General features: G+C 40.1%; 24 protein-coding genes. 13 read left to right on the top strand and 11 right to left on the bottom strand.

The features are described 5' to 3' along the window. Positions 1-118 precede the first annotated feature (118 nt). Positions 119-547 (bottom strand): cell wall hydrolase, encoded by a 429-nt coding sequence (locus tag NST65_RS01585; RefSeq protein ID WP_024424361.1) that lies wholly within the window; start codon positions 545-547, stop codon positions 119-121. Between the two features lie 526 nt (positions 548-1,073). On the opposite strand from NST65_RS01585, the gene NST65_RS01580 reads away from it, so the two are divergent. From NST65_RS01580 to NST65_RS01565, 4 genes are all read left to right on the top strand, one after another. Next, positions 1,074-2,135, top strand: coding sequence for a DUF4352 domain-containing protein (locus tag NST65_RS01580; RefSeq protein ID WP_098677395.1), 1,062 nt, complete (start codon positions 1,074-1,076; stop codon positions 2,133-2,135). Positions 2,136-3,020: 885 nt separating this feature from the next. Further along, positions 3,021-3,908, top strand: coding sequence for a S8 family serine peptidase (locus NST65_RS01575; protein WP_111927573.1), 888 nt, complete (start codon positions 3,021-3,023; stop codon positions 3,906-3,908). A 15-nt stretch (positions 3,909-3,923) separates the two neighbouring features. Beyond that, positions 3,924-4,790, top strand: coding sequence for an SAR2788 family putative toxin (locus tag NST65_RS01570; protein WP_073978645.1), 867 nt, complete (start codon positions 3,924-3,926; stop codon positions 4,788-4,790). 16 nt (positions 4,791-4,806) lie between these two features. Continuing rightward, positions 4,807-5,358, top strand: a complete 552-nt coding sequence (locus NST65_RS01565; protein ID WP_025092776.1) for a hypothetical protein — start codon at positions 4,807-4,809, stop codon at positions 5,356-5,358. A gap of 56 nt (positions 5,359-5,414) precedes the next feature. Here the strand turns inward: NST65_RS01565 and NST65_RS01560 are convergent, their stop codons facing one another. Both NST65_RS01560 and NST65_RS01555 read right to left on the bottom strand, forming a co-directional pair. After that, positions 5,415-6,590 (bottom strand): ABC transporter permease, encoded by a 1,176-nt coding sequence (locus NST65_RS01560; protein WP_041116535.1) that lies wholly within the window; start codon positions 6,588-6,590, stop codon positions 5,415-5,417. After that, the gene (locus tag NST65_RS01555; RefSeq protein WP_098677392.1) at positions 6,590-7,330 is read right to left on the bottom strand and encodes an ATP-binding cassette domain-containing protein; all 741 of its coding nucleotides are present in this window, start codon (positions 7,328-7,330) and stop codon (positions 6,590-6,592) included. The genes NST65_RS01560 and NST65_RS01555 overlap by 1 nt, the downstream gene beginning before the upstream one ends. 166 nt (positions 7,331-7,496) lie before the next feature. On the opposite strand from NST65_RS01555, the gene NST65_RS01550 reads away from it, so the two are divergent. Next, positions 7,497-8,198 carry a LytTR family DNA-binding domain-containing protein gene (locus tag NST65_RS01550; protein WP_095407650.1) on the top strand — a complete coding sequence of 234 codons (702 nt, stop codon included), beginning with the start codon at positions 7,497-7,499 and terminating at the stop codon, positions 8,196-8,198. A gap of 11 nt (positions 8,199-8,209) precedes the next feature. Next, positions 8,210-9,175, top strand: coding sequence for a GHKL domain-containing protein (locus NST65_RS01545; protein WP_111927574.1), 966 nt, complete (start codon positions 8,210-8,212; stop codon positions 9,173-9,175). Positions 9,176-9,208: 33 nt separating this feature from the next. On the opposite strand, the gene NST65_RS01540 is transcribed toward NST65_RS01545, so the two are convergent. Next, positions 9,209-10,138: an aldo/keto reductase gene (locus tag NST65_RS01540; protein WP_034283198.1), complete on the bottom strand. Its 930-nt coding sequence runs from the start codon at positions 10,136-10,138 to the stop codon at positions 9,209-9,211. Positions 10,139-10,297: 159 nt separating this feature from the next. Here NST65_RS01540 and NST65_RS01535 point away from each other — a divergent pair, with 159 nt between their 5' ends. The 4 genes from NST65_RS01535 to NST65_RS01520 all read left to right on the top strand — a co-directional run bounded on the left by NST65_RS01535 (position 10,298) and on the right by NST65_RS01520 (position 14,002). Continuing rightward, entirely contained in the window at positions 10,298-10,762 is a 465-nt protein-coding gene (locus NST65_RS01535; protein WP_231293948.1) for a DUF1453 domain-containing protein, read from the top strand. Between the two features lie 18 nt (positions 10,763-10,780). Further along, positions 10,781-11,995, top strand: coding sequence for a sensor histidine kinase (locus NST65_RS01530; protein WP_111927575.1), 1,215 nt, complete (start codon positions 10,781-10,783; stop codon positions 11,993-11,995). Then, entirely contained in the window at positions 11,992-12,648 is a 657-nt protein-coding gene (locus tag NST65_RS01525) for a response regulator transcription factor (RefSeq protein WP_111927576.1), read from the top strand. Before NST65_RS01530 ends, NST65_RS01525 begins: the two co-directional genes overlap by 4 nt. A gap of 313 nt (positions 12,649-12,961) precedes the next feature. After that, on the top strand, positions 12,962-14,002 hold the full coding sequence (locus NST65_RS01520; protein WP_034283192.1) for a DUF4352 domain-containing protein: 1,041 nt from the start codon (positions 12,962-12,964) through the stop codon (positions 14,000-14,002). A gap of 45 nt (positions 14,003-14,047) precedes the next feature. Here the strand turns inward: NST65_RS01520 and NST65_RS01515 are convergent, their stop codons facing one another. From NST65_RS01515 to NST65_RS01505, 3 genes are all read right to left on the bottom strand, one after another. Further along, positions 14,048-15,133: an SEC-C metal-binding domain-containing protein gene (locus NST65_RS01515; protein WP_111927577.1), complete on the bottom strand. Its 1,086-nt coding sequence runs from the start codon at positions 15,131-15,133 to the stop codon at positions 14,048-14,050. Positions 15,134-15,324: 191 nt separating this feature from the next. Continuing rightward, positions 15,325-16,263: a response regulator gene (locus tag NST65_RS01510; protein WP_034283187.1), complete on the bottom strand. Its 939-nt coding sequence runs from the start codon at positions 16,261-16,263 to the stop codon at positions 15,325-15,327. 4 nt (positions 16,264-16,267) lie between these two features. After that, positions 16,268-17,554, bottom strand: coding sequence for a sensor histidine kinase (locus tag NST65_RS01505; RefSeq protein WP_034283184.1), 1,287 nt, complete (start codon positions 17,552-17,554; stop codon positions 16,268-16,270). A gap of 496 nt (positions 17,555-18,050) precedes the next feature. Here NST65_RS01505 and NST65_RS01500 point away from each other — a divergent pair, with 496 nt between their 5' ends. Both NST65_RS01500 and NST65_RS01495 read left to right on the top strand, forming a co-directional pair. Next, positions 18,051-19,031, top strand: coding sequence for a glutaminase (locus NST65_RS01500; RefSeq protein ID WP_024427212.1), 981 nt, complete (start codon positions 18,051-18,053; stop codon positions 19,029-19,031). Positions 19,032-19,064: 33 nt separating this feature from the next. After that, on the top strand, positions 19,065-20,492 hold the full coding sequence (locus NST65_RS01495) for an alanine/glycine:cation symporter family protein (protein WP_070326641.1): 1,428 nt from the start codon (positions 19,065-19,067) through the stop codon (positions 20,490-20,492). Positions 20,493-20,531: 39 nt separating this feature from the next. Here the strand turns inward: NST65_RS01495 and NST65_RS01490 are convergent, their stop codons facing one another. The 4 genes from NST65_RS01490 to NST65_RS01475 form a co-directional block, all read right to left on the bottom strand. Then, complete coding sequence (locus NST65_RS01490; RefSeq protein ID WP_041116522.1) at positions 20,532-21,392, bottom strand: alpha/beta hydrolase; 861 nt, start codon at positions 21,390-21,392, stop codon at positions 20,532-20,534. Between the two features lie 309 nt (positions 21,393-21,701). Beyond that, positions 21,702-22,067 (bottom strand): VOC family protein, encoded by a 366-nt coding sequence (locus tag NST65_RS01485; protein ID WP_025092526.1) that lies wholly within the window; start codon positions 22,065-22,067, stop codon positions 21,702-21,704. Between the two features lie 100 nt (positions 22,068-22,167). Beyond that, on the bottom strand, positions 22,168-23,550 hold the full coding sequence (locus tag NST65_RS01480) for an amino acid permease (RefSeq protein WP_046313711.1): 1,383 nt from the start codon (positions 23,548-23,550) through the stop codon (positions 22,168-22,170). A 66-nt stretch (positions 23,551-23,616) separates the two neighbouring features. Then, entirely contained in the window at positions 23,617-25,125 is a 1,509-nt protein-coding gene (locus NST65_RS01475; RefSeq protein WP_046313709.1) for an AMP-binding protein, read from the bottom strand. Between the two features lie 261 nt (positions 25,126-25,386). Here NST65_RS01475 and NST65_RS01470 point away from each other — a divergent pair, with 261 nt between their 5' ends. Then, positions 25,387-25,824, top strand: coding sequence for a MarR family transcriptional regulator (locus NST65_RS01470; RefSeq protein ID WP_012008812.1), 438 nt, complete (start codon positions 25,387-25,389; stop codon positions 25,822-25,824). Positions 25,825-25,872 lie beyond the last annotated feature (48 nt).

Below are 25,872 nucleotides of genomic sequence, written 5' to 3'. Positions count from 1 at the left end.
TTTATTTCCTCCATTCACGTGCTTCATCTTGTTGATACACAATGGTTACCCATTTTGGAAAAAACAAAAACACAACCCTCTGTATTCGTACTCTAAGAGGATTGTGCGTTTCATCAAGCTAAAAGGTGTTATAGACATTTTCACACGTTTCGGCGGTTGGCTGATAAAAGCAATGCGACTTATACCTTGCCACAAACGGCTGATTGTACCAAGTCGCCGGACAATCGCCAGGCGGTTTAAAATACCAAAGGCTGAATTTTGCCGGCCAAAAACGTTCTCCGTTAATATTTCTCCGCGCAAGTGTTTTTTCCGTTTCTCGTGCTCGTTGATAAAAGTAACCATGCGTGACCGCTTCGAATGCATGCTCCTGATAAATCATTTGTGGAATCGTACGCAGCCCTTTAAAGTCAGAGCAGTTGGCACGCAAACGATTGATGCCCACGTTTCCTACGAGCAGCATCCCTCGCCTCCCTTCACCTTCTGCCTCTGCTCTCAGCAGTCTGGCCATTAAATCAATATCAGAGCTTGTCGCTCTTACCACTGCCATATATCCACCTCCAGTTCGTTTCTCTTTTATTTTATGTAGTGTTTCTGTGTAGATGACTGCCATTTTTACATGAAAAAGCATGTTCAGTGTCGGCAGCCTGTCTAAATTTGCTGGACATGTGTCTCGCTGCCAACAACACTCAAACCAAGTGACCATATACATAACAGGAAGAAATATTCATTACTATATACTCATTTACAAGTCATAAAAATCCTTCTAATTGCGACATCATCTTCAAAAACAGTCATTTGAACCTATTCAATAATCCGACTCAAAACCTTAAAATATAAAATGTTGAGTTTCTACAGGAGATATCAAATAATAAATTACAAGCTTCTCCTCTCAACTTAGTGTCATTTTTACTAATTGAAGCCAATCAACCTCGAAACGCACTGAGGTATTGACAGTACTTTCGCTTCATTCTACAGTAAAAAACATACAGTATTTTTCTTTTTGTGCAAAAAGAATGATATGAACTACAGCTTTCCAATGAAATTCACCATAAACCCGAGGAGGAAAACACGCCATGTTTAAAAAGAAATTATCCCTGTTTCTTCTGATCTTGTGTGTCACTGTTGTCGCTGCTGCTTGTAGTGGTGGTAAAGACAAAACAGCTGCGAAAGAAAACGATACAAAAAAATCTCTTGATGCAGCAGAGGTAAAGGTAGAAAGTGCTGAGTACACATTACCACCTCAATACGATACATCTGTACAGGATGATCAGTATGTACTAAAAGTGAATGTATCTGTAAAAAATATCAGCAAAGAGCCTCTCAATGTTGATAAAAGCAACTTCACGCTCTACCAAGATGACGCACAGGTATCTACGATCTCTCCAGATGACTACAACGAAGTATTATCTTCAAGCTCTTTAAATGCAGACAAAGTCACAAAAGGCGGTCTTTTCTTTGTAGTTGATAAAGAAAAAGACTATCAGCTTGTGTACACAGAGCCAGGCAGTGGTTCTAAAAAAGATGACAAAACACTAGAATTCGATATTAAAGGTAAAGACTTAATGAAAAAAGCAGATACACTTCAAGCATCTGCAAAAGCTCTTTCTTCTTATATTGATGTGATGATTTTTGGTAAGAAAAACGACGATTTCGAAAAACTAACAGGTGATAACAAATCAACTGTTGTGAACGAATTTGATAAATCATTCAAGCAAGGTTACATCACTTCATCAGGTATTTCTTCTAGCTCAGCGAAGGACGAAAACCTTGATAAGCTTTTAAAAGCAGTAAAAGAAACATTAGCTGAAAAATCAAAAGTATCAACAAAAACAAAATCCATCAGTGGTGATAAAGCTGTCGTGACTGTGACTCTTACACCAATTGATGCAAGCCCGCTTGTCGATCGTTTGAAAGAGAAAGCGACTGAGTTCTACAGCAAAAACCGTTCAGCTTCTTACGATGAAGCTCAAAAATACTTACTTTCGATTTACCCAGATGAGTTTAAAAAATTAGGACCATCATCTACTGAAGAAACAGTAGAAGTCAACATGAAGAAAAATGATATCGACCAATGGAAACTTGATTTGAACGATTACAAAACAAGCTCATTAGTTGAGAAATTCATCAAGAACTAAAGGAAAACCCCCGATCCCGGGGGTTTTTTGTTATGATTTATCATCTGGTTTGGCGAACGTGACCCCCCTCTATCATAAAAAGCCAGAATATAGTCAAGTTATCTTATCCTTGACAACATTTCTTTCTATAATCAGTGTTCCTTTCTTTAGCTTGATCACTATGAGATATTCAATCCTGATTATTCTTTTTTGTACTTAAGATTTTTTTCTGCTTATTTGTGTTAAAGATGAAGTGTAAACTCGAAGTAAAAAATACTCCCCATTCTTCATTTCTATTGAACTATATTATAAATACAATTTATGTCCTAACTCATTATAAAAGTAAACCATCATTTTCATTCACCCTCTCTTTTTTCTATTTAAGTTATTCCTTAATAAAATTCTTCGAAATATAAATAATTCCATTTTTATAAAACATTCAAAAAAAGGTCCTATATGCTCATTTTAAGGTAATTTTAAACTTTTTATCATTATTATTATGCTAGAATTAGTAACCACATCAAAGAGAAAATTTACCATGGAAAATGATCTTGTCTAATAAAATGTCTTGGCTTCTGAAACCTTCGAATGTATAGATACTAATGTGAACTAAATAATATTGTTTATCCAACAATTCAAATCTCGAAAATGAAATATTAATAGACCTACTATAAGTTAGTTGACAGAAGAGGAAAAAAGTTATGTTATCAATTACTCGATTAACAAAAAGAGTTACCTGATGTTGTCGAAAAGATCTTTTTTAGAGATACATTAGTAATATCTATCATGGAAATTCAGAAACATACCAAGACTTATTGGGGGGTACGATCGATTATTATTAAAAAAAGAATCATAACTTAAATAAAAAAGGCTAGGAGGAAATGATTACTGAAAGAGTGAGAAAATATGATTGATAAAATTCTAAAGTTAAAGAAATGGTTCATTTTATTTGTTTTTATAATGGTGATTTTATACTTTGGAGTGTTTAGTTTTTTGCTAAAAGATGATTTGAAAAATGAAACTAGTAGTACGAGAGAATTAAATGAAAAAATTAAAGTCGCGGTATTAGATAGTGGAATAAATAAGAATCATAAAGATTTAAAAGGTAAGGTTGTAAAAGAATTTAATCCGATAGATTCATCCATTGAGTTTGAAAATAAATTAAGTCATGGTACATCAATTGCAGGAATAATTACAGCAAACAATACTGACAGTGAAGTTACCGGGGTTACACAAAATGTCGAACTATATTCTGTTAAAGTGATCAAAAATGATGGAAAGATTGAAAGACAGGGTTTTTTAGATGGTTTTAAATGGGCTATATCTCAAAATGTAGATATAATTAATTTAAGTTTAGGTTTTCAAAAGGATTTTCCCGAATTAAGGGAGTTAGTGGACGATGCCGTAAAAAAAGGGATTATTATTGTTGCTGCTAGCGGTAATACTTATGGTTTAAATAGTCAATTTCCAGCTCGATACGATAATGTTATTTCTGTCGGGGCAATTGATTCAAAGAATAAAGTACCACAATTCTCTGCTATAGGAAAAGTTGATTTTTTTGCCCCCGGTGTTAATGTTTTATCGTTAAATAATAAAGGAGAAAATTCTGTTTATACAGGATCTTCTTATTCGACAGCTTACATAACGGGCGTAATTGCCGATTATCTTTATAAAGAGAAAATTAATAAAGATGAAAAGAGCTTTTCACAGGTTTATACCTATCTGGAGAGTTCATCTACGGAAATGCTGGATAATAAAAGTAAGATTATTCAGGATTTCAATTTTAAAAAATAACGGAGGAATTATTATATGTGGTTAAAAGTTAAAAGTAAAATTATAATATTACTGGTGTTTTTCTTAGTTGCTAGTCTATTTCCAAACAATCATACCAAGGCAGAAGAAATTGATAATAATATGATTGTTGATGAAGAAGTTGTTTCAGAGATGTTAGAAGATAGTTTATCTGAAGAAAATATTTCTGTTGATAATTTTGAAATATCAAATGATGAATTGGTTTTAGATACTTCAATGAATGACGCGGAAGGAAATAAGGTTGAAGCTACTCTCAATGTAGAACCTGGTGCAGATAGTTTTAATTTAACTACAAGAGAATTCAATGAAGTTGGTGAAGAAATATCAAAGGAATATGAAATAAAAATTAACCAATTTAAAGACGATGAGTTTGAAGCGACTTTTGAAGATGTTGAAACAGAGGAAATTTTCACCTATAATTCAGAGGAAGGTACAGCTTCATTCGCCTTTTTAATACCGGTGGGAATAGCAATAACACCTGCAGTTATGACTGCTTTATTTCATACTGGTGCAGTGATTGTTGTTGCAGGAGCTGGTTATGTAATTGCTACAGAAGCCAACAAGCACAGGTCTAAAAGCAAAAAAAAATATAATCATTATGAAGCTGTTATCCGAGGCGGAGTATATGTTGGAAAAGGACTAAGTAAATCGCAAGCAATCGCTAGAATGAAGTCAAAAAAGGATATTTGGTCTATTTCTTCTAGTCAAGCAGAAGTTGTTGCAGCTGGAGCTAATACAAAAGGTAAACCATTTAAAGAAGTAGATAGATACAAAGGTAAGCCGAAGAAAGGTTATTATTATCACTGGCATCCCTATAAAAGAACTCCAAAGGCTCATTCATTCTACGGAGGTCCTGTTAAATAGTTAATAGAGGTGAATAATGTATAATTACGAAAAGCTATATAAACAATATTTATATAAAAAAGATCAATTGATTTTTACTAAAGAACAAGTCGTTGAAATGATAACGTCTAAATTTAAAGCTAGAGAATTTTCAAAAACAAAGATTTTAGATTTAGTAAATGATGATCACTTTGAATATACTAAGATATATAAATGTTTTGTCATTGATGATCCGAGTATATTGATTCAATTGTTTTCGAATGAGGAAAAAAAGGATCATCGTGAACAAGTACTTCATAATCGTCTTCATCCGTTAAACCCTAAAAGAGTAAAAGAATGGGAGTATAATCACTTATTGCTTGATGAACAAGAAGGTAGAAGAATTGATATCATTTTAGAAAGTAAAGATGGATTATATGTTTCAGAATTTACCGTAAGAGATAGTTGCGAAAAGCTTAATAGGTATATAAATGCTTTAATTGAAGGTGCACTTATCGAAAATGGGTTAGAAGAATATCCTGATGGTATTCATGACGAGTATTTTCAATTTTATTTAGAGAACTTGGATCAATTCGGTTTCTTAAACTGAAAAATACGATGATCGGCATTCACTTGAAAACGCCCTCTATCAAAGAGGGCGTTTCTTTATTTCGCAAGCATCCATTTCTCTTTCATAAACAAGCTTCTGACGATGACAAACAGGATAACGACTGCCAGTGCCGAGGAACCGAGTGTCAGGGCGATGGACATTGGATCGATGATACCAAACATCAATTGCTTACACAGCGCATGAATATTGAGGAATGGGATGGCGAAGTAATACGTATCTAGCTGCGTAGCACCCGCTCTCATGGTAAAGAACATTGGGAGCACACCTAGTGTAATGATCATGGACATGTACGACTGTGCTTCTTTGACTGAGCCCGATATCACGCTGAGCAGCAGTTCAATCATCGATACCATGAAGGAGAAAATGATTAACGCCGCAAACATGACGCCGATAATGCTCCACATTTGATCACCAAAGTTCAGAGCTTGCTTCAGCTTTTCTGTAAAGAGCAAAGTGGATAGAAGCAGCATGCCGATCGCCACAATCCCACTTAAAATACCGAACATAGAGACAGCGAGCCATTTTCCGATGAGAATCTGGAGTCTGCTGGCCGGTGTCAGGAATAAGGCTTCAATTGATTTTCGGTCTTTTTCACCTGCTACAATATCAAGCGCAGCCGGCAAAGCTCCTGAGATGACGGAGGTTACCAAAATCATCGGAAGGAGAATCGACAACAGCATAGCGGTCACTCCGTTTTCCCCTTCATCACCTTCTTCTACATCAACGGACTGCACTTCAAACGGATGTATAACGGACGTATCGATTTGATCCGCTGCTAAGCGCTTCTCGACCACCTGGTTTTGATACTGCTCCAGCAATGATTGCAGCATTTGAACCGTGATCACCGAATCATCATCTGTCGTATATCCATGAATTTTAATGGCGAATGGCTTTTGATGCTTGAGCATATCACCTGCTTCTTTCGGCATTTCCAGGTAAGCATTTGCCTTACCATCCTTGACGGCTTGCTGCGGATCTTCAAATGTTTCAAGGTTTAGGTTTTTGACCTCTTTGATCATTTGGTTCATTTCCGCTGGAAGCTGTTCATTGATGGCGACTGTATAGGCTTTATCCCCTGGATCTGCAATCATGCTTTCATAAAAGAACACCAGTCCAAGCATGGTCAAAAGAGGAATCAGTACAGTTAAGAGCAACGTTTTTCGATCCCTCAGCGCATCTGTCATTTCTTTTAAAAAGACGGTTTTCCACATTATGAAATCCCCCTAGCGAGCTTCGACATAAAGATATAGTTCAAGTCTTCACTTTGTTCCTGTGCATATAATTCTGGAAGTGTCCCTTTGTAAACAAGCTCTCCTTGATGAATCATCATCACACTGTCACAAAGCTGGCTGACTTCTTCCATGATGTGGCTTGAAAAGAGGATCGTTTTATTTTGCTGCTTGAGCTGATGGATAAAATCTCTGAAAATATTACTCGACGTGATATCTAAGCCTGTTGTCGGCTCATCAAATAAAATAATGTCAGGATCATGAATTAAGGTTCTGGCAATCGCCACCTTTTGTTTCATCCCTCTTGAGAATCCTTTCACCTTGCGATCCATATATTGTCTCATTCCAAAACGCTTTGCCAAATCCTCTATTCTTGCTTTGATTTCATGCTGATCTAAGCCATATAATTTGCCAAAGTATTCAAGGTTTTCTCTTGCCGTCAAACGGTCGTAAAGCCCCGTCTCTCCGCCAAACAAGACACCAATTCGTTTTTTCACTTCTGTTGCTTCTTTCACTGTATCAAAGCCTGCAACAGTGACTGTTCCGTGTGTAGGCTCTAATAATGTGGCTACGGCGCGCAATAATGTCGTTTTTCCTGCACCATTTTCTCCTAAGATGCCAACGACTTCCCCTTCCTTCACGGAGAACGTCATATGTTTCATCGCTTTCACGACTTTTTTCTTATCTTTAAACCAGCAGCTGCAATCGCCGAGAGTAATCATTTGGTTCGCCCCTTTCAACTTTACTTTCTAAGTCTATGATAGAAAAAATAATGCCTGCCTGATATAAAAATGTCGCGAAACGTCCTTTTTCTGTCTTGAAATGATCTATTTCAAAAAAACAAATGGTAAAATAGACAAATAATAAGAATAGTCATAGGTGATTTTTATGATAAAAGTAGGTCTCGTCGACGATTACCGAGTAGATTTAGAAAAGCTGCACGCCATTGTAGGCAGGATGGAGGCTGTGGACATTGTCTTTGTCACGCAGTCAGCAGAGGATGCATATGAGAAGGTCAAACAAGGAGACATTGATTTATTGTTCGCTGACATTGAAATGCCTGGAATGTCCGGCTATGAATTAGCGGACCTCATTCACTCTCACGCACTGAATGTCGATGTGGTCTTTGTGACAGGAAATAGTGGATATGCAGTCCATGCGTTTGATTTGAATGTACATGATTATATTATGAAGCCCTACCAAGCTGATCGAATTGCGAAATGCTTAGAGCGTTATATGTCCACCAAGCAGGAGAAAAGCATTCATGGACGGCTTCTCATTAAACAGCAGTCAGATATTCATGTGCTGCAGAAAAAGGATGTCATTTTTGTTGAACGAACGGGCCGCTCAACAACTATCGTGACAACGACAGGAGATATTCAGACCTATCAGACATTAAACGAGTTAAAGGGCGATCTGGCTGAAAAGGATTTTATCCGCTCCCACCGATCGTTTATCATCAATATTCATTACATTAAGAATTTCTCGGCGTATGCTAAAAATTCGTATATCGTGTCTTTTGAAGGTACAGATAAAAAAGCCATGATGACCAAGCAGCAATTAGAATTCTTTAAGAAATACTATTTTTAAGGAGAACGAACGTGAACGCTTTCTATCTTGGATTTCGCATTTATGCCCTCATATGGTTAGGTCTTGCGTTTCATGCAGCTGCTGAAGCCTTTCTGCCGTTACCATCCATTGTGTTGTGGCTTCTTACCTTTTGCGCGATGTGTGTTTATACATTTTTCATGTACAAAAGATTTTTGCCTCATACGAGTGGTGATGTGATATTAGGCGCTTTTATACTCATCACCTGCGCAGGTCTTTTGCTGTTTGTAACGCAACCGAATGGGCTGACCTATCTTTTGGCGCTCATCATAATGGTGACAGTTGATATCCTCTCATTGAAGGTGATGCAGACGGAAAAACAGTTAAATGGACGGCTTCAAGAGCTCATAAAAGCAGAATCAAGAACCAACGAATTACTTCTTGAGATGCGCAGTAAACATCATGAAACAGCCAGACATTTAAATGCCTTTTCCTCGTCGAACGACGAGCGTGAGATCAAAGATTTGATTCAGCAATACGTCAAACATTTCCCATGGATGAAAGGCGAAAATGCTTATTTGGCCTCTACCCTACACTCCTTTTTGGAGCGGGCTGAGAAAGAGGACATTGCACTTTCACTAGACCTTCAAGCACCCTTTTCATCGCTTCCCTTTTCAAAGGCGGATCAGGTTAGTTTTACTGGCAACCTGCTTGATAATGCCCTAGATGCAGCGATTGAAGCGAAGCAAGCCGGAAAAGAGGGCAGCATCTCGGTCACGACCTCTATTCGGAGCGGATTATTTTTAATCCATTGTGAAAACAGCACAAAAGGTATGGAAAAACACGTGCTAGATCATTTATTCAAAACTTTTGGCCGTTCGACAAAAGGCGGCGATCATCAAGGCATGGGGACGTATATCATTCAACAGCTTGTTGAAAAGGCAGACGGTACACTTGATTTCACTTACCGTTCTCCAAATTTGCGGCTCGTCATCAAAATCCCTCTCACCATGTCATAAAAAAAAGGTGCATAGCTGCACCTTTTTTTAGTGTTAAGAGAAGATTTTATCAATTTGATTGATTTCCTCTTCTGTTAATTGAACATCGTTTGTTTTTAGGTTTTGCAGCACTTGGTCTGCTCGTTTTGCCCCTGGAATAATAGCATCAATGCCATCCTGCGCTAAGAGCCAAGCGAGTGCGACGTGTGCTGTTTCTGCATTCTTTGATTGGGCAATGGCTTTCAGCTTGTCTACTTTTTCGAGATTTGAAAGGAATGCATCGCCTTGGAAAAGCGGGTCCTTTGCTCGAATATCATCAAATGTCGCATCCTTTGTAAATTTCCCGGTCAACAAGCCTGATGCCAATGGGAAATAAGGAATAAAGGAGATCCCATGCTCGACGCAGTATGGAAGAAGATCCTGCTCTGCCTGACGTTTCAGCAGAGAATACTCCGATTGAAGCACGTCTAAGTAGCCATCTCGGTTAAAGGCTTGAAGCTGTTCAAAATCAAGGTTTGATGCACCGATTGCCCTGATTTTTCCTTCATCCTTCAATTCCTTTAATGTGCCTGCTACTTCTTCGAGCGGCGTGCGTCCATCCGGGAAATGCATATAGTACAAGTCAATATAATCAGTTTGCAGCCGTTTCAGGCTATTTTCGACCTGCCCTCTTAAGAAATCTCGGCTGTTATCAAGTTCAATTTGGCCGTTTACTTCCTTATGAGCCCCTTTTGTCGCAAGGACAAGCTTTTCTCTGCCGCCTCTTTTGGCAATGATCTCACCGATTAATTCCTCTGAACGGCCCAGCCCATAAATAAAAGCAGAATCTAGGAAATTGACACCTTGATCAAGAGCCGTCTCCACAAGCTCCCGTCCAGCATCCTCACTTAGATTCGGGAATAAATTATGCCCGCCTACTGCATTCGTACCAAGCCCTATCGGATTTACCTGCAAATCAGTTCGTCCAAGCGTTACCTTTTTCAAAAGCTCATCTCCCTTATCTACATAATCATCCTTATTTTCCCACGAATCATTTCCAACATTCAAGTATACCGCTCTCTAAAAATCAACCTGCAGGTGGACGCTGCGAAAATAGAAGATGCGTATGATGAAGATAGACTAAAACGAAAAGGAGATCTTCTCATGACCATTCAAATTGTCATCATTATGATTATTCTGCTTTTAAGAACAGGCAAGGAAAAAGAAATCCGCCCCATCAGGCTTCTCATAGGACCACTCATTTTATTAGGCACACTCTCTTATTCCTTTACCCAGCATATTGAAATTACGGCGATGAGCCTGCTTGCAATGATTGTCTTTGCACTCACAGGTTTTGCAATCGGGCTATGGAGAGGTAAACTATACAAAGTAACATATGATCAACAGTCGGGGCGTATCACCGCCGCCAGCTCACTCTATGGAACACTTTTTTTCATTGGAATCATCCTTATCCGGATGACAGTAGGTTCAATTGTACAGGATGGCGGTCATTCCCTGATTATTTTCGCAAATGGCCTGACATTCCTTCCAATCGGCAGTATGATCGGATTACGTTTTATTCTTTTAAAAAAATATATGAACATCAAGGCATCTGCTGCTATTAACTGACAGACAGGAGTTTTTGATATGAACCTTCAGCAGCCACTCAAGCTTTTAGGTCAAATAAGGCGAAAATTTGTATTAGGCCTTGTATTGATCTATATGTATATTCAAATGTATGAGCCCCTTTCAATAGGCGAATTGGTGTTTCGAACCTTCGTCTATTTGGTGTTTCTCCTTTGTCTTTTTCCAAAAAGCAAGCTGTCACCTAAAAAGCAATTTTCTATGCTCTTCTTAATGTGGATTCTGACACATCTCTTGTGGCTGGTGACAGGTCAGATTCAAGACAGTATTGGGCTGACCTTTTTTATGATTGGCTTTATCGCTTTTCGTTTTTCAGAGGCGCATCACCCCTATCTATTTGCTATCATCTTTTTCACTAGTGGGCTCAGCTATTATGTAAACGATTTTTCTTGGAACATGGTGATCACTCTCCCGCTATTCCAGCTGCTTGTGTATACACTTGTTTTGATTTCTAGAATGCGGCGGCGTGAACAGGAATTAAAGGAAGAACACTTCGGAGAATTGCAATTGGTTCACAAGGAATTATCAGAAGCCCATGAACAATTGAAAAAGGCGCATATGGAGCTTGAAGAAGCGACCGTTCAATCTCTCCAATTTGCAGTGCTGGAGGAGCGAAGCAGAATTGCACGTGACCTGCATGACAGCATCGGACACCAATTAACCTCGATGATTGTCCAGCTGCAGTCTTTGCCCTACCGTTTAAAGCAGGAAGAACCAGAGCAGATGACGCAGACGTTTCAGGAGCTGATCCATATTTCTAAAAATTGTCTCACCGAGGTTCGTTCTGTGGTTCATCATATGGCGTCAGATGATGCAGGTCTCGGACTTGCCGGACTTCGCAGCCTCATCAAGCAAGGAGAGATATCGGGAGAGCTTGACATTCACTTTCATACAGAGCAGCTTACGTATAAAAAATGGCCGCTCTCCGTATCTGAACTGCTTTACCGCATTTTACAAGAAGCCATCACCAATACAATTCGCCATGCCAAGGCCACCGCGATGACCATTACACTATCTAACGACCAGCATGAGCTGATGATGAACATTGAAGACGATGGATATTTGACCAGCGAAAAAGATCTTTCATTTGGCTTTGGACTGTCAGGCATGAAGGCACGGTGTGACGCAGCAGGCGGTTCCCTCAAGACGTCCATACGCGACCCGCACGGCTTCTGTATTCATATTCAAATTCCTATCAAGGAGGACTCCAAGGCATGACAAACCCTATTAAGATTGGCATTATTGATGATCAGCCGTTGATACGCCAAGGATTTCGTTATATTGCAAGCGCTCAAGAGGATATTAACGTCATATGGGAGGCGTCAGACGGTCAGGAGGCGGTTGAGCTTTGCTCGATCAACACACCAGACGTACTGCTGATGGATGTACAAATGCCTCGAATGGATGGCATCACAGCAACAGAGCACATTTTAAAAAAGCATCCAGATGTAAAAGTTGTGATTCTCACGACCTTTGATACGGAAGAATACGTCTTTGACGGAATTCGTGCAGGGGCAGTCGGTTATTTGCTGAAGGATACAATGCCTGAGGAATTAATTGAGGCCATCCGCACCGCCTTTGCTGGTGAATCTGTCTTTCGAACGGCAGCCTCTGAGCACATGATGGCACGAGCTCTTCAGCAGGCAAATGATACACATCACACTCATCTGCTTCACGAATCATTCACAGAACGTGAACGCGATGTATTACAGCAAATGGCCTATGGCTTAAAGAATGAAGACATTGCTGATCAATTATTTATCAGCAAAAGTACGGTAAAAACGCATGTGCACCGTATTTTACAAAAGCTCAATGCACAAGACCGTACACAGGCTGTCGTCTTCGCCATCCGGCACCGCCTCGTGAAATAAAAACTACCTTCACTTCAAGATTTTTATACAAAAAACATTTAAAACCTAAAATAAATCTATAAATCAATACTTATTAACTAGTATATTGTGCTTATTTAATTCCTTATTTTATAGATGATTGTGTTAAAAATGATCAAAAATAGGGACTAAAACCTATTCCTCATCATGAATGAATTTCGATAGAATGAATAGTGCAAATCGTCATTAGGATATTTTCCCCTTTAACACCCGAATATACCATTCTATCTGTTTCTTTTTTCTTAGTCAGATAGCGGGAATGAAATGACGAAAGAAAAGCAAAGGAGCATCAACTGTGAATCTTAAAAAAATAAGTGCACTCCTCATGATTTCATTCGTGATGATCATCTCTGCAGCCTGCCAGAGCTCAGCCAAATCAACCGACGCTGATCAAAAGTCAACGAAAACAGCAGAGGTAAAAGTTAATAGCTACGAATATACGTTACCAGAAGACTCAACAACTACCCTGAGAGACAATGAATTGGTACTAAAAGTCAATCTGACGATCACAAATAAAGGTGACAAAGCCCTTTCATTATATAACTCTGACTTCTCCCTTTATCAGGACGATGCCAAAGTATCTGATTTAAAATTCTACGGCAGCAAAGACCGTCTTGACCTTGGTTCATTGAACAAAGGCAAGTCACTTTCAGGAGCACTTTATTTCCTAGTAGACAAAGGGAAAAAATATCAGTTTGTCTATCAGGACAGCATCAAGAAAAACAGTGATTCCATCCAAATCGACCTAGATGGAAACAAAATACTCGATTCAGCAAAAAAGCTGGATAACCCAGCAAAAGCGTTATCCGCTTATACCGATATTATTGTTTTTGATAAAAAGAACGATGAATTCGCAGATTTAACGGGTGACAACCAATCGGATGTCGTCAATAAATACCATGAGATGTTTGTAAAAGACTTCAAAAGAAGTGCAGGAATATACGGAAATGAAGTGAGTGACCGAGATATTCTGTCGATGTACAAACGCATTCAAAACACCATGAAGGATAAAGCCAAAGTAGAAACAAGTGTGAAAACCATCTCTGATGACGAAGCAAAAGTTGTCGCTCAAGTAACAGGCATTGATGCTTCTAACTTAAAAGACAAGCTAGACAAGCAAAGAGACGAGTTTTACAACGGGAAAATCCGTTCTAAAGAAGAATTGTATAAAAAAAGCTTAAACATGTACGCATCTGAATTCGAAAAACTTCCTCCCGTTTCCAGCCCAGCTGAATATGAAGTGAAAATGAAACGTAATGGGGAGGGTCAATGGAAAATTGACCTCAATGATTATAATACAGAGCAGTACATGAGTGGTTTTATTAAAACGAGATAATCTAAAAAAGACGCTGGCCTCTGAAGGTGCCGCGTCTTTTTTAGATTATACTGTCGCCTCTTGCTCTTCTTTCACCGCTTTTTCGATATCTTTAAAACGGCTCGATACAGTCGACGCACTAATACCATACTTTTTCGCTACTTGTGCTTGAGATAGCGGGGCATCGCTTGCAAGTGAATGAATGTAGTATTCGATTCCGGCAGCAAATGACGCTGCTTTACGGATCACAGGTGATTTCTGATCACAGTAGGCTTTCCAAACCGTTAAAGCACCATCTGTCAGGCTTTGATCACCGTGCTCCTTCATTCCGTCTTCAATCAGCTTAGCAGTTTCCAGCTGGACGTCACTTGCCCAGTCCATACGATCTGCTGATAGACCTGCATCGCCTTCTGTTTGAGCAGGTGTTTCTGCTTCTTCTACTTCTTGCTTCGCAAACATACACTTCAGCACATCAGGGAATGATTCTCTCATAAATGTGCTGCGCGCCCCTCCATTTGCTTCATATGCGTCAACAAGCTGGCGAACTTGAAGAAGAAGAGTATCTGTAAACTCTTTCGCAAACATCGTATATTGAATGAAAAACTCTGCCTTTTCTTCAAATTGAACAGGAAAACCAAGCACGAGACTTCCTTTTTCAGGCAGTACCGTTTGATCAGGTTTTACATCTACTTCAACCTTCTCCGCTGTTACCATATTCTCAAAGTAAAGAGACTCGTCCGTTTTTTCATTTAATAAAAGCAAAGATGGCTCCATGTCTGTCCAAGATTGGACCACTTGTCTTGTTTTCGGACGGGTAATATCTTCTGCTTTCTTTGTCAGGAACTCTTGGAAAATGGTCTCTTTCTGATCAGTTAATGGACGGAAGAAGATGCCCCATACACTCAAATGGAAAACTGAGATTTGTTGCGTTTCTTTATCCATATCTGCAAGGAAAGAAAACTCATTAATGAATTGATTGATCGCTCTCTGATGCTTAGAAAAAGCATAATTCATTAAATCCTTTTGAACTTGTACAGCTTCCTTAAACACAAGCTCAGACGTTTGTTCTCCGCCTGATTTTTGACCACAGCAATGTTTATATTTTTTTCCGCTTCCGCATGGGCAGAGCGCATTTCGTTTAATTTTTCCCAAAATAAAACCTCCGACATTCTAGTCTAACCTCACTATTTTAACAAACGATTGCACAGGAGGGTTTTATTTTCAAGAAAAAAGAAAAATCTGAATGATCAGTTAAATTATAAAATCACCTGAAGATCACGATAGATCATAGGAAAGACAGACTTTCTCTGTTTATTTTCTCCAATCATACCAACAGATTTCCCTCAGCTCATTCCTTCGAATAACTGCTTTGCCTCAAAATAAAAGATTTGAACGAATTTCTTTGTATTGACTCTGCCCGTCGATCCTGCGGGAGAAGATGTCTTCTGCATTTCTTTCATTCTTTGGCTGACATCGGTAAAATCGAAAAACTTCGACGCGTAGTGCTCAAACTTAGGATTTGAGAAATCTGTTAATCCTAGTGAGGCAAAATGATTCAAGGAATGATGAATAGCTCGTCTAATCCGCTGCTCCGCCGCTTTCACTTCCCGCATCACCTCTACATCGGTTGCATCATGAGCCAGTTTTCTTTCTGCTGTTTTGATAAACAGCTGCTTTAGCGGCGGGAAATTGACCTCATGAGAATTGGCTGACTGTGTTTCATGTAAGTAGATGAGTATCTCCAGTAAATCTTTAGAGCCGCTCTCGCCGACAATTCCCAGCTCAGATAAGAGGAACTCCCCAGCTTCTTTCATCGTCCTTCTCTTCGCCTCAGCGCCCGCACCTTGAGAAATCACAGGCTCTAATGGCAGCACGTGGCGAAGAGAGGCTTGTATATCGTAAATCGATTTTTCCAGCTTGATACGCTCCATAACTTTTCGAATCACACTGACGATTTCAATGCGATTGACAGGCTTATGGATATAATATTCAATCCCTAGTTCATAGGCTTCTGCCATCATCTCTTTCGCCTCTACTTGGGAAATCATAATGACCTTGCCTTTGAATTCAGGGTGGATATGGCGGATGGTTTGAATGCCATCTCTAGCAGGCATTAAAAGATCAATCAAAAGGATGTCTACTTTCTTGAGGTTCAGTGAATGTGCCTCTAATCCAACTCCGTCACCCGCTTCATCTACGACCTCTCCCAAATCCTCATCCTCTATGATTTGACCTAAAATCGAGCGTATTGCACGATCATCATCTGCAATGAAGAATCGCATACACTCACCCTCTCTGTATTAAATTTTGTATAGGAAGGACAAGCAGAAATGCTGTACCTTTTGTTTCTTTTGGTTCGATTTGAATATGACCGCCAAGCTCTTGTACCAGCTCTCTCACATAGGATAAGCCAATCCCAGTAGACGGTGTTCCAAATGCATCAAATTTGGAGGTATACCCTGGATCAAACACAATCTCTCTCATTTTTTTAGGAATCCCTGGTCCATCATCTTCAATCCGAATCTCTATTTTATCATGACTTCCTTTCAATTCGAGTGAGATCATCCCGGTATCTTTTATTGCTTCGACTGCATTGGCCATTAAATTATTAATCAGCGATAAGAAAATAAACACATGATAATCATGCAGATGAATGCCCTTTATATCAGATGTAAAGGAGATGTTTTTCCCAAGAGATAGAGCATACTTCTCTTGAATGCGGATCACAATTTGAACGAGCTCTTCCGCCTTCATATAGTCTTGCATATTTTCCTTCGAAATCAGCTTTGAAAGCCCAGCATAAATACGCTGATTATCCTTTTTCACTTCATGAATTTCTCCTGCAAGCTTTAACAGCTCCTGACTCAATTTTTTCCCTGCTTCGTGTTCATGCAGCAGACGGTAAAGCCGGTATGATTCCTGTGTAATATGCTCTGTATGTTTTAACGTTTTCTTTAAATGCACCGTTTCTTCGTATAAATTCGAAATGACCATCATCATATGCTCATTTTGTTTCATGATCTGCTTTTCTCTTGATTGCGCCTCATACAGCTTCATCATATTAAAAAAACTGATCACCACAAAGCTGTGAGCAAACGCAATGAGGAACATATCGCTCAGCTTTGATAAGGTCATCGTTGTATCAAACACTAAAAATTGTACAAACAGCTCGACAAAATCAGCAACTAATTCGATCATCAAACCGATGATCCCAATGAAAATAGAGCGCTGTTTAAAGCGTCCCGTACGGACGGCAAAAAACAGGAAAGCATAAGTGAAATAGAAAAAGAAGCTTGGGAATTGCTGATAAAATGAAGAAGCTAGATCAGCATTCTGCTGAATCAAATCTAAGCCTACCCGAAAAAGTACAATAGCTGCGCCTGTTAAAAATCCCGGCAATAGCGGTCTAGATTTTCTTAAGAGTAATAAGCAAAAGAAAAACGCAGGTGCGCCAAAGCTGATGCGAAACGTCTCATTCACAGGATAAAACTTCAGCTCTCCTGCAAGCGGCACAATGACCATCATAAAAATTAAAATGAATGCGTCCTTTTTGACAAGCTGATTTAAACTCAAATGACTGACATCCCTTCCCCTGTTTGCATAGCCACAGTATACAAGGAGTCTCTTTTCTCCACAATGTACAAAAAAATAATTTTCACTGCTCCTTTTATCCTCAAAACCCTTTTTTATGACTATTCTCCGGGGCAGCAAGGTGACCTTTCAGCTATTCAGTGTTTTGAGCATTGACGACAATAATCGACAGACTGATTTTTATTTGTAAGTTTTTCTGTAGATTTACGTCAGATTGTGTAGTTTCCAAGATAAATTGAATGAACAATTTTAGTGAAACTATATGTAAGCGTTTTCTGAATTTTCACTAAAAACCCTTTTTGTTTTTCCGCCGACAATGCCTTCATTTGTACATATATTTAGGTGTAAAGGAGTGGTGCAAGCAGCGCATGACAAGTTCTTTGAAGATGTGTAACATGTTTTCGTGCCTATTTGATCGCATTTTTTGTCATCCGCCAATTCAATAGGGTACTTTTTGATTTTTGATTGGAGGAATCGTATGAAAACAGCAATTTCTAAAAATACACAACACGCATGCCAGTCTTCTGTTGATCAATGGGCAGAAGAAATACGTCCGTATTACACAAACGGGCAGAATGCTGGCTACATTCCAGCACTTGGAAAAGTGAATTCCTCTCAACTTGGTATCAGCGTGATAGGCCCAGATGGATCATCTGTACGATATGGTGATTGGGACGTTCCCTTTACCCTGCAAAGTATCTCAAAAGTCATCAGCTTTATAGCTGCCTGTTTAGGAAGAGGCGTACCTTACGTCTTGGATCGGGTAGATGTAGAGCCAACTGGTGATGCATTTAATTCCATCTACCGTCTTGAGATGCACAAACCAGGGAAGCCCTTTAATCCAATGATTAATGCTGGAGCTATTACCGTATCCTCCATCCTTCCCGGAAAGACTTCTACAGAAAAGCTAGCATATATTTTCGATTTAATCGAAAACTTAATAGGTAAGCGTCCTTCTGTTAATGAAGAGGTTTATCAATCAGAATGGGCAACTGCACATCGAAATCGGGCACTTGCTTATTATTTAAAGGAAACCAATTATTTAGAATCGGATGTCGAGGACACGTTAGAAGTGTATTTAAAGCAATGTTCTATCGAGGTCACAACAGAGGACATCGCCTTGATTGGACTGATTATATCAAGTGATGGCTACCATCCCTTTAAACAAGTCCAAGTCATCCCAAAGGATATCGCCAGACTAACAAAGGCATTGATGCTGACATGCGGCATGTATAATGCGTCTGGGAATTTTGCTGCTTTCGTAGGCGTTCCAGCCAAAAGTGGCGTGTCTGGAGGCATTATGGCTTGCGTTCCGCCAAGCGCAAGAAGAGAGTTCCCGTTTCAGACAGGCTGTGGAATTGGCATTTACGGTCCCGCCATTGACGATTGCGGAAATAGTATTACCGGTGTCATGATGCTGAAAAAGCTCGCCAAAGAGTGGGATCTCAGTATTTTTTAAAAAGAACAGTGATGAATTCGAAGAGGTGATGTTATGAACGAAAAAGCTTTGCTATCTTATTTAACACATACAAATGATTTTATTTGGACTTATATTGTGATTGCTCTGTTACTTGGTGTTGGGGTGTACTTCACATATAGAACACGCTTCCTGCAAGTAAGAATGATCAAAGAAATGTTGCGTGTCCTGAAGGAAGGAAGAAAAGAAAAAGAGGGAATATCACCGTTCCAAGCATTTGCCATCAGTATGGCAGCACGTGTAGGGACAGGGAATATCACAGGGATTGCTATCGCTATTGCCATTGGCGGCCCTGGCGCAATTTTTTGGATGTGGATCGTAGCCATTATTGGATCTGCCTCAAGTTTCGTTGAAAGTACACTAGCTCAAGTATATAAAGTAAAAGACAAAACAGGCTTCCGCGGTGGACCTGCTTATTACATGGAAAAAGGGTTAAACAAGCGCTGGATGGGGATTTTATTTGCGATCCTGATTACGATTTCTTTTGGAATCGTCTTTAATGCGGTTCAATCAAATACGATCACTGTCGCTTTTAAAAACTCCTTTGGTTTAGACCGTTTAACCGTCGGTATTGTGATGGCTGTCATTTTTGCAGCGATCATTTTCAAAGGAATCCAAGCGATCGCAAAGGCTTCTGAATACATTGTCGTTGTGCTTGCGGTTGCTTATATCGGAATTGCGTTCTTTGTCATTGTCACAAATATCACGGAACTTCCTGGTGTCATCAGCACGATTGTGAAACACGCCTTCGGTTTTGAACAGTTCGCTGGCGGTACGCTAGGCGGTGCCTTATTACAAGGAATTAAACGCGGTCTTTTCTCAAATGAAGCCGGTATGGGTAGTGCACCTAACGCAGCAGCAACAGCTGTCACCAGCCACCCTGTTAAACAAGGATTAATCCAAGCATTCGGCGTGTTAACAGATACGTTAATTATTTGTACAAGCACTGCCTTCCTTGTTCTGTTTTCTGATGCGTATAAAACAACAAACCTGCAAGGAATTGAATTAACGCAGGCTTCTCTTAGTCAGCACATTGGACCATGGGCCTCCGGCTTCCTTGCCATCATGATTTTCCTATTCGCGTTCAGTACATTGATCGGTAACTATTACTATGGGGAAACGAACATTGAATTCCTTGGAGCGAATAAAATTTGGCTGAACATCTATCGAATTGCTGTTATTGGAATGGTTCTGTTCGGTGCGGTTGCCACTGTTCCTCTCGTTTGGGGTCTAGCCGATCTCTTCATGGGACTCATGGTCATCGTCAACCTCATCGCCATTACCATGCTGTCTAAGGTCGCCTTCGCAGCACTGAAGGACTACACGAGACAGAAAAAAGAAGGTAAAGATCCTGTTTTCTATAAAAATGCCGTTCCAAACAATGAGAAAATTGAATGCTGGGACGATGAACCTGCTACATTGAAAAAGAATCAAATCGGATAAATCAAAAAAGCTCTGGTCAACTGATCAGAGCTTTTTTCTTTATGTCAAAAATTCAAGTATGAGTTTGTTGACGACCTCTGGTTTCTCATGATTGATCCAATGAGAGGCATCATCGACAAAGATCAGCTGGCCATTTGGACAGATCTTGATCGTTTCCTTCGCCAGCTTTCTGCTTAAAAATTTGTCCTCCATCCCCCAGATCATGCGAACAGGGACGAGAATTCGTTTGGAAATCGGCTTTTCAAAGCCGCCTTTTTTGATGGCTCGATACCAATTCAGCATTGAGGTCAAGGCGCCTGGCTGCGTCCAAGCGAGCTTGTAGCTTGAGACATCTTCCTTCGTGAACAAATGCGGTCTTGCCGTCAGCCCAATGGCTTCATCCAGCTTTTGAAAGTGATTTTCTTGAAGTGCTGCCTCTGGAACATTCGGAAGCTGAAAAAAAGCGATATAGGAGCTTTTCTTCCACTGCGGCGGATAAAAAGGAAGAACCCTCATCATCACCCGCGGATGCGGCATATTGACAATGATTAATTTCTCGACATATTGAGAACGGGTTGAAGCCAAATGCCAAGCAACAGCTCCGCCCCAGTCATGTCCGCCGACAATCGCCTTTTGGTTCGGGCTCAGCGTCTTGATCAAACCCACAATATCATCTCTCAGTTTATCTAATACGTAGGATTCGACTCCTTCTGGCTTGTCACTTAGATGGTAGCCTCTTTGATCAGGAACAACAACACGATAGCCTGCCTCAGCCAAGGGGATGATTTGATTTTTCCAGCCGTACCAAAACTCAGGAAACCCGTGGAGCAGCACAAGCAGCGGGCCATTTTCCGGTCCAGCCATTGCTGTATGAAGTGTTACACCATTTGTTTGGATTGATTGAAACTCAATTTGTTCCATTCCTTTGCCACCCTTCTCCTTGTCCTTTTATTCTTCCAACATAGCATATTTTCCATTTTTCAGAAAATAAAAACACTCACAAAAAAACCTTCACACTCGTGAAGGTACAGATTGTTGACAAAGGGCTAAAATGATCTTGATTTTAGCCCTTTGTCTTCTTTTCAGCGTGATAGAAAACCTTTGCAGTCTAGGAAGGGCGAGTACCGGAGCGGAGCGAATTTGACATTCGTGAGCACCGGAGCGCAGACCTGACACCGAATGCGAGGGTTTGTCTACACGCTGAAACTTCACACTCGTGAAGGTCTTCGTCTATTTCATATAATTCAGCACCCAGATCAACCCATTTTTCCGGTCCTGTACTTGTCCGTGAAGTGCGCCAAAGAAGGTATCCTGTAATTCGACCAGTACATCTCCATCAGCTTCCAGCGCTTCATAGACAGCCTTTAGTTCTTCTTCATTGTCAAACTGCATGATCAACCTGAGATTCTCTGGCTTTGGCGTGCGTCCAAATGTATCTGAAAAATGAAGCAGTGATTCCCCAAGATGCAATTCAGCATGCAGGACACGGTCCTGATGTTCATTTAAGATCTGAATATCCCCACCAAAAATCCCTTGATAATATTGAAGAGATTCTTTCACATCTTCTACAACAATATAAGGACTAACACTTATCATATCCCTCATCCTCCTCTTGTTCCGTCCATCATCTCTTTTATAGCTTATCCCAAATCGTATGAAAAAAGGCACAAATCGTCAACGGATTTGCACCTTTTTCTCATGAAGATTTCGCTAATTCACTGTGTTTGTTTGAATACGCTGCATACATGACGACACCGATTAACAGCCAAACCCCAAAGTAAAGCCATGTCCGGCCTGGTAAGTTGAGCATAAGGAACAAGCAGCAGCCCATTGATATAATCGGCAAAACCGGCACAAAAGGAACCCTGAAGCCCCTCTCAAGCTGCTGATGTGTCTTTCTCAAAATAAGCACAGATAAACTGACCATGGCAAACGTTAATAACGCACCGATATTCGCTAAGTTGGACAGATCCTTCAAATCAATAAAGCCTGAAATAACAGCTGTCATTCCGCCAATCATCCATATGCTAGCAACAGGCGTATCACTTTTGTTTGTTTTTGAAAACACTTTAGGCAAAAGTCCGTCTCGGCCCATCGCATAGGCAATTCGAGTTGCCGCATAATTATTGGCGAAAATCACAGCCATCAATCCAATGACCGCACCAACCGAAATAATACCAGCCACACTATTTTGATGTACACTTTGCAGAACATATGACATAGCCTCTGTGACATTCAGCTGTGTATAGTGCACCATGCCTGTCATGACCAAACAAACGACAATGTAAATGATTGTACAAATAAGTAATGAACCTATGATCCCAATTGGCAGGTTCCGCTGCGGATTTTTCACCTCTTCTGCTGAAGCAGAAATTGCATCAAACCCTAAAAAGGCAAAAAACACAGCAGCAGCACCGGCAATGACACCTTCTGCGCCAAACGGCATAAACGGCTGCCAATTGGATGGCTGTACATAAAAGCCGCCTACTACAATGAAAAGAACAATAATACCGAGTTTCACAAACACCATGATATTATTAAATTTTTTACTTTCCTTCGTTCCTCTAGATAAGATCCACGCAATCAGTAAAGCAATGATAATCGCCGGCAGATTCATATATCCGCCTTGCTCCGGCCCCGCTAAAAATTGATGCGGAATCGAAATTCCAAATCCCTCGAGCAGGCTGTTGAAATAACTCGACCAGCCGCTGGCAACAGCTGAAGCAGTCAGCATATAGACAGATAATAAGGTCCATCCCATTAAATGGCCTACAAGCTCGCCCATGGTCGTATATGAATAAATGTACGCACTGCCGAATACAGGAAGCGCTGAAGCCATTTCTGCATAACAAAGTGCTGCCAAACTGCACACAATGGCTGCAATCGCAAAGGAGAAAATGACAGCCGGTCCTGCATCTTTAGCCGCTGTAATACCAGTTAACACCATAACCCCTGTACCAATCACTGCCCCTATACCAAGAAGCGTGAGATCGAGCCCGCCCAGCGTTTTCTTTACCTTTTGCTGTCTGCTCTGTTCCAACAAATCGTGAATGTGTTTCTTACGAAGAATATATCGCAAACCCTTTCCCTCCAAAACGTTAGAAAAACAAAAAATCATTCAAATTTCATTATAGCAGAATAGGTACTAAGCATTCACAACCAATTCACGTAAATCTTTCTTCATGATTTTACCAAGCTTGTTTTTTGGCAGCTCACTGATGAAATGAATGGATGGCACTTTGTAATCTGCCAAACGTTCCTGACAATAGTTCACCACATCTTCTTCGCAGAAATCGGCGGATTCGTCTTTTACGATATATGCACTTGGCACTTCACCATACAATTCGTCCGGCACCCCGATGACAGCTGATTCAATCACACCTGGAATTTGTTCAATGACTTCTTCTACTTGATCAGGATAGATATTATCCCCACCGTATAAAATCACATCTTTGTATCTGCCTGTGATAAATAGAAACCCGTCTTTATCTAGATAGCCTGCATCTCCCATATGGAACCAGCCATCTTTGAGCACCTTCGCAGTAGCATCAGGCTGATGATAATAGCCTAAGAAATAAAATGGGCTTCTCATGACGACTTCGCCAATTTCTCCAGCTGGCAGTGTTTCCTCAGTCTCAGGATGAACGATTTTCACTTCTACATCTGGATCCACTTTACCAGCAGAGCCCATTTTATCCTCGCCCATCGCAGGATGCCACGCACTGACAACCCATGCTTCCGTGCTTCCGTAGCCATGCATCATCTGAATGCCTGCTTCTTTGTAGTCCTTAATCAAACGGACCGGCACCTTCGTACCGCCAGAAATCGCAATTTCAAAGGATGAAAGGTCATACGAACCGCGTTTCATTTCTTCCAGCATGTACGTATAAGCTGATGGGAAAGCCATCATGAACGTTATTCTTTCTTTTTCGATCGTTTCTAAAATGCGCTTCGGTGTTGCATCATGTAAGAAAACTAGCGTATACCCCTCAATGGCAGCGGCGATCAGATGATTAATTGAACTCATATGATAGAGAGGGTGACTTGCCAAGTACCGTTTCCCTTTCAAGTCAAATCCTCGATTCCCGCGTCTTGTTAAAAATTGATAGATTCGTCCATGTCCGACCATACAGCCTTTTGGATTCCCCGTTGTCCCAGAGGTAAATAAGATCATCGCTAGATCCTCTTCTGTTACCTCTTCCGCAAGATCACTGCCATCATTTGAAGCCAATATGTCTTCAAACAGCTGCGTTGTTTTCGCATTTACACCAGATTCCACCATGAGACAGTTGTCTAAAGACACATTCACCGCAGCAATCATGTCACGGAATTCTCGGTCAAAAAATAAAGCCTTTGGCTCTGCTTTTTTCAAAATACCTTCCAGCTCAAACGAAGTAAGCTGCCAGCTAAGCGGAACTGCGACTGCACCTACTTTAATGGCTGCCAGCATAATCGTTGAAAAGTGATGATGGTTTTGACAAATAAAGCAAACGCGGTCACCTTTTCGAATCCCTTTTTGATGTAAGTAATGAGCAAGCTGGTCGATGCGTTTTGCATATTCTTCAAATGTATAAGACACCCCTCCGCCAGTTACCGCCTCAATTTGTGAAGAGCGTTCCATTCTGTCGTTGAGTAATGCCTGTAAAGTATTCAATATCTTCATCTCCAAACGTTTGATTTCCAATAGCCAATTTCCAGCGAATTGGGTTGGCAGATTTTATCTCATTCACATTCTAAAATAAAAACAGCTGAAAGTAAAATCATTTCATTTTGGAATTGTTCTTTATATTAATTGATAATATAGGTAATTTTATAGCCGTCTTCCATTTTGGTTTAAATCATGATGATTATTATGATAAGATAGACCTAGTAATTGATCGGAAATGCGAATGCAATAGGAAAAGAGGTATGGAGAATGCAACATTTCGAGCTAGAGGCAAGTTTGTTAGACCATGCACTGACAAAGTATTTAAAAGCGACGAAACAAATAGATGAAGAAAATATTCCGAAAAACGTCACGAATGTTAAAGGGTTTATTTTACGTATCATCTACCGCCATCAATCATGTACTGTGAAAAATATTCTGCAGGAAGTTTCATTATCTCCCTCTGCAACAACAACCGCTCTCAATCACTTAGAAGACGAAGGACTGATCATCCGCTCTCGAAATAATAATGACCGCCGTACTGTGTGGATTGAACTCTCTGAATCGGGTGAACAAATTGCTAAACAAATGATCGACAATCGTCAGCTGCTTGTGAATCAATTGTTCAACCACCTTTCAGAAGAAGATAAAAAAACATTTTTTGAATTAATCGAAAAAATGATGGACGAGCACACATTAAAGGCTTAGGAATACTCCTAAGCCTTTAGATTTTTGACAAAGGGCTAAAAGCTCTTT

It is taken from the genome of Bacillus sp. FSL P4-0248, from assembly GCF_038593305.1.
In the GTDB taxonomy this organism is placed as follows: domain Bacteria; phylum Bacillota; class Bacilli; order Bacillales; family Bacillaceae; genus Bacillus; species Bacillus safensis.
This window is presented reverse-complemented; position numbering and strand designations above follow the sequence as displayed.

Excerpts from the sequence above, each read along its gene's own strand:
- NST65_RS01585 (WP_024424361.1), bottom strand. The coding sequence starts at position 547 with ATGGCAGTGGTAAGAGCGACAAGCTCTGATATTGATTTAATGGCCAGA.
- NST65_RS01580 (WP_098677395.1), top strand. The coding sequence starts at position 1,074 with ATGTTTAAAAAGAAATTATCCCTGTTTCTTCTGATCTTGTGTGTCACT.
- NST65_RS01575 (WP_111927573.1), top strand. The coding sequence starts at position 3,021 with ATGATTGATAAAATTCTAAAGTTAAAGAAATGGTTCATTTTATTTGTT.
- NST65_RS01570 (WP_073978645.1), top strand. The coding sequence starts at position 3,924 with ATGTGGTTAAAAGTTAAAAGTAAAATTATAATATTACTGGTGTTTTTC.
- NST65_RS01565 (WP_025092776.1), top strand. The coding sequence starts at position 4,807 with ATGTATAATTACGAAAAGCTATATAAACAATATTTATATAAAAAAGAT.
- NST65_RS01560 (WP_041116535.1), bottom strand. The coding sequence starts at position 6,590 with ATGTGGAAAACCGTCTTTTTAAAAGAAATGACAGATGCGCTGAGGGAT.
- NST65_RS01555 (WP_098677392.1), bottom strand. The coding sequence starts at position 7,330 with ATGATTACTCTCGGCGATTGCAGCTGCTGGTTTAAAGATAAGAAAAAA.
- NST65_RS01550 (WP_095407650.1), top strand. The coding sequence starts at position 7,497 with ATGATAAAAGTAGGTCTCGTCGACGATTACCGAGTAGATTTAGAAAAG.
- NST65_RS01535 (WP_231293948.1), top strand. The coding sequence starts at position 10,298 with ATGACCATTCAAATTGTCATCATTATGATTATTCTGCTTTTAAGAACA.
- NST65_RS01530 (WP_111927575.1), top strand. The coding sequence starts at position 10,781 with ATGAACCTTCAGCAGCCACTCAAGCTTTTAGGTCAAATAAGGCGAAAA.
- NST65_RS01525 (WP_111927576.1), top strand. The coding sequence starts at position 11,992 with ATGACAAACCCTATTAAGATTGGCATTATTGATGATCAGCCGTTGATA.
- NST65_RS01510 (WP_034283187.1), bottom strand. The coding sequence starts at position 16,263 with ATGCGATTCTTCATTGCAGATGATGATCGTGCAATACGCTCGATTTTA.
- NST65_RS01500 (WP_024427212.1), top strand. The coding sequence starts at position 18,051 with ATGAAAACAGCAATTTCTAAAAATACACAACACGCATGCCAGTCTTCT.
- NST65_RS01495 (WP_070326641.1), top strand. The coding sequence starts at position 19,065 with ATGAACGAAAAAGCTTTGCTATCTTATTTAACACATACAAATGATTTT.
- NST65_RS01490 (WP_041116522.1), bottom strand. The coding sequence starts at position 21,392 with ATGGAACAAATTGAGTTTCAATCAATCCAAACAAATGGTGTAACACTT.
- NST65_RS01485 (WP_025092526.1), bottom strand. The coding sequence starts at position 22,067 with ATGATAAGTGTTAGTCCTTATATTGTTGTAGAAGATGTGAAAGAATCT.
- NST65_RS01470 (WP_012008812.1), top strand. The coding sequence starts at position 25,387 with ATGCAACATTTCGAGCTAGAGGCAAGTTTGTTAGACCATGCACTGACA.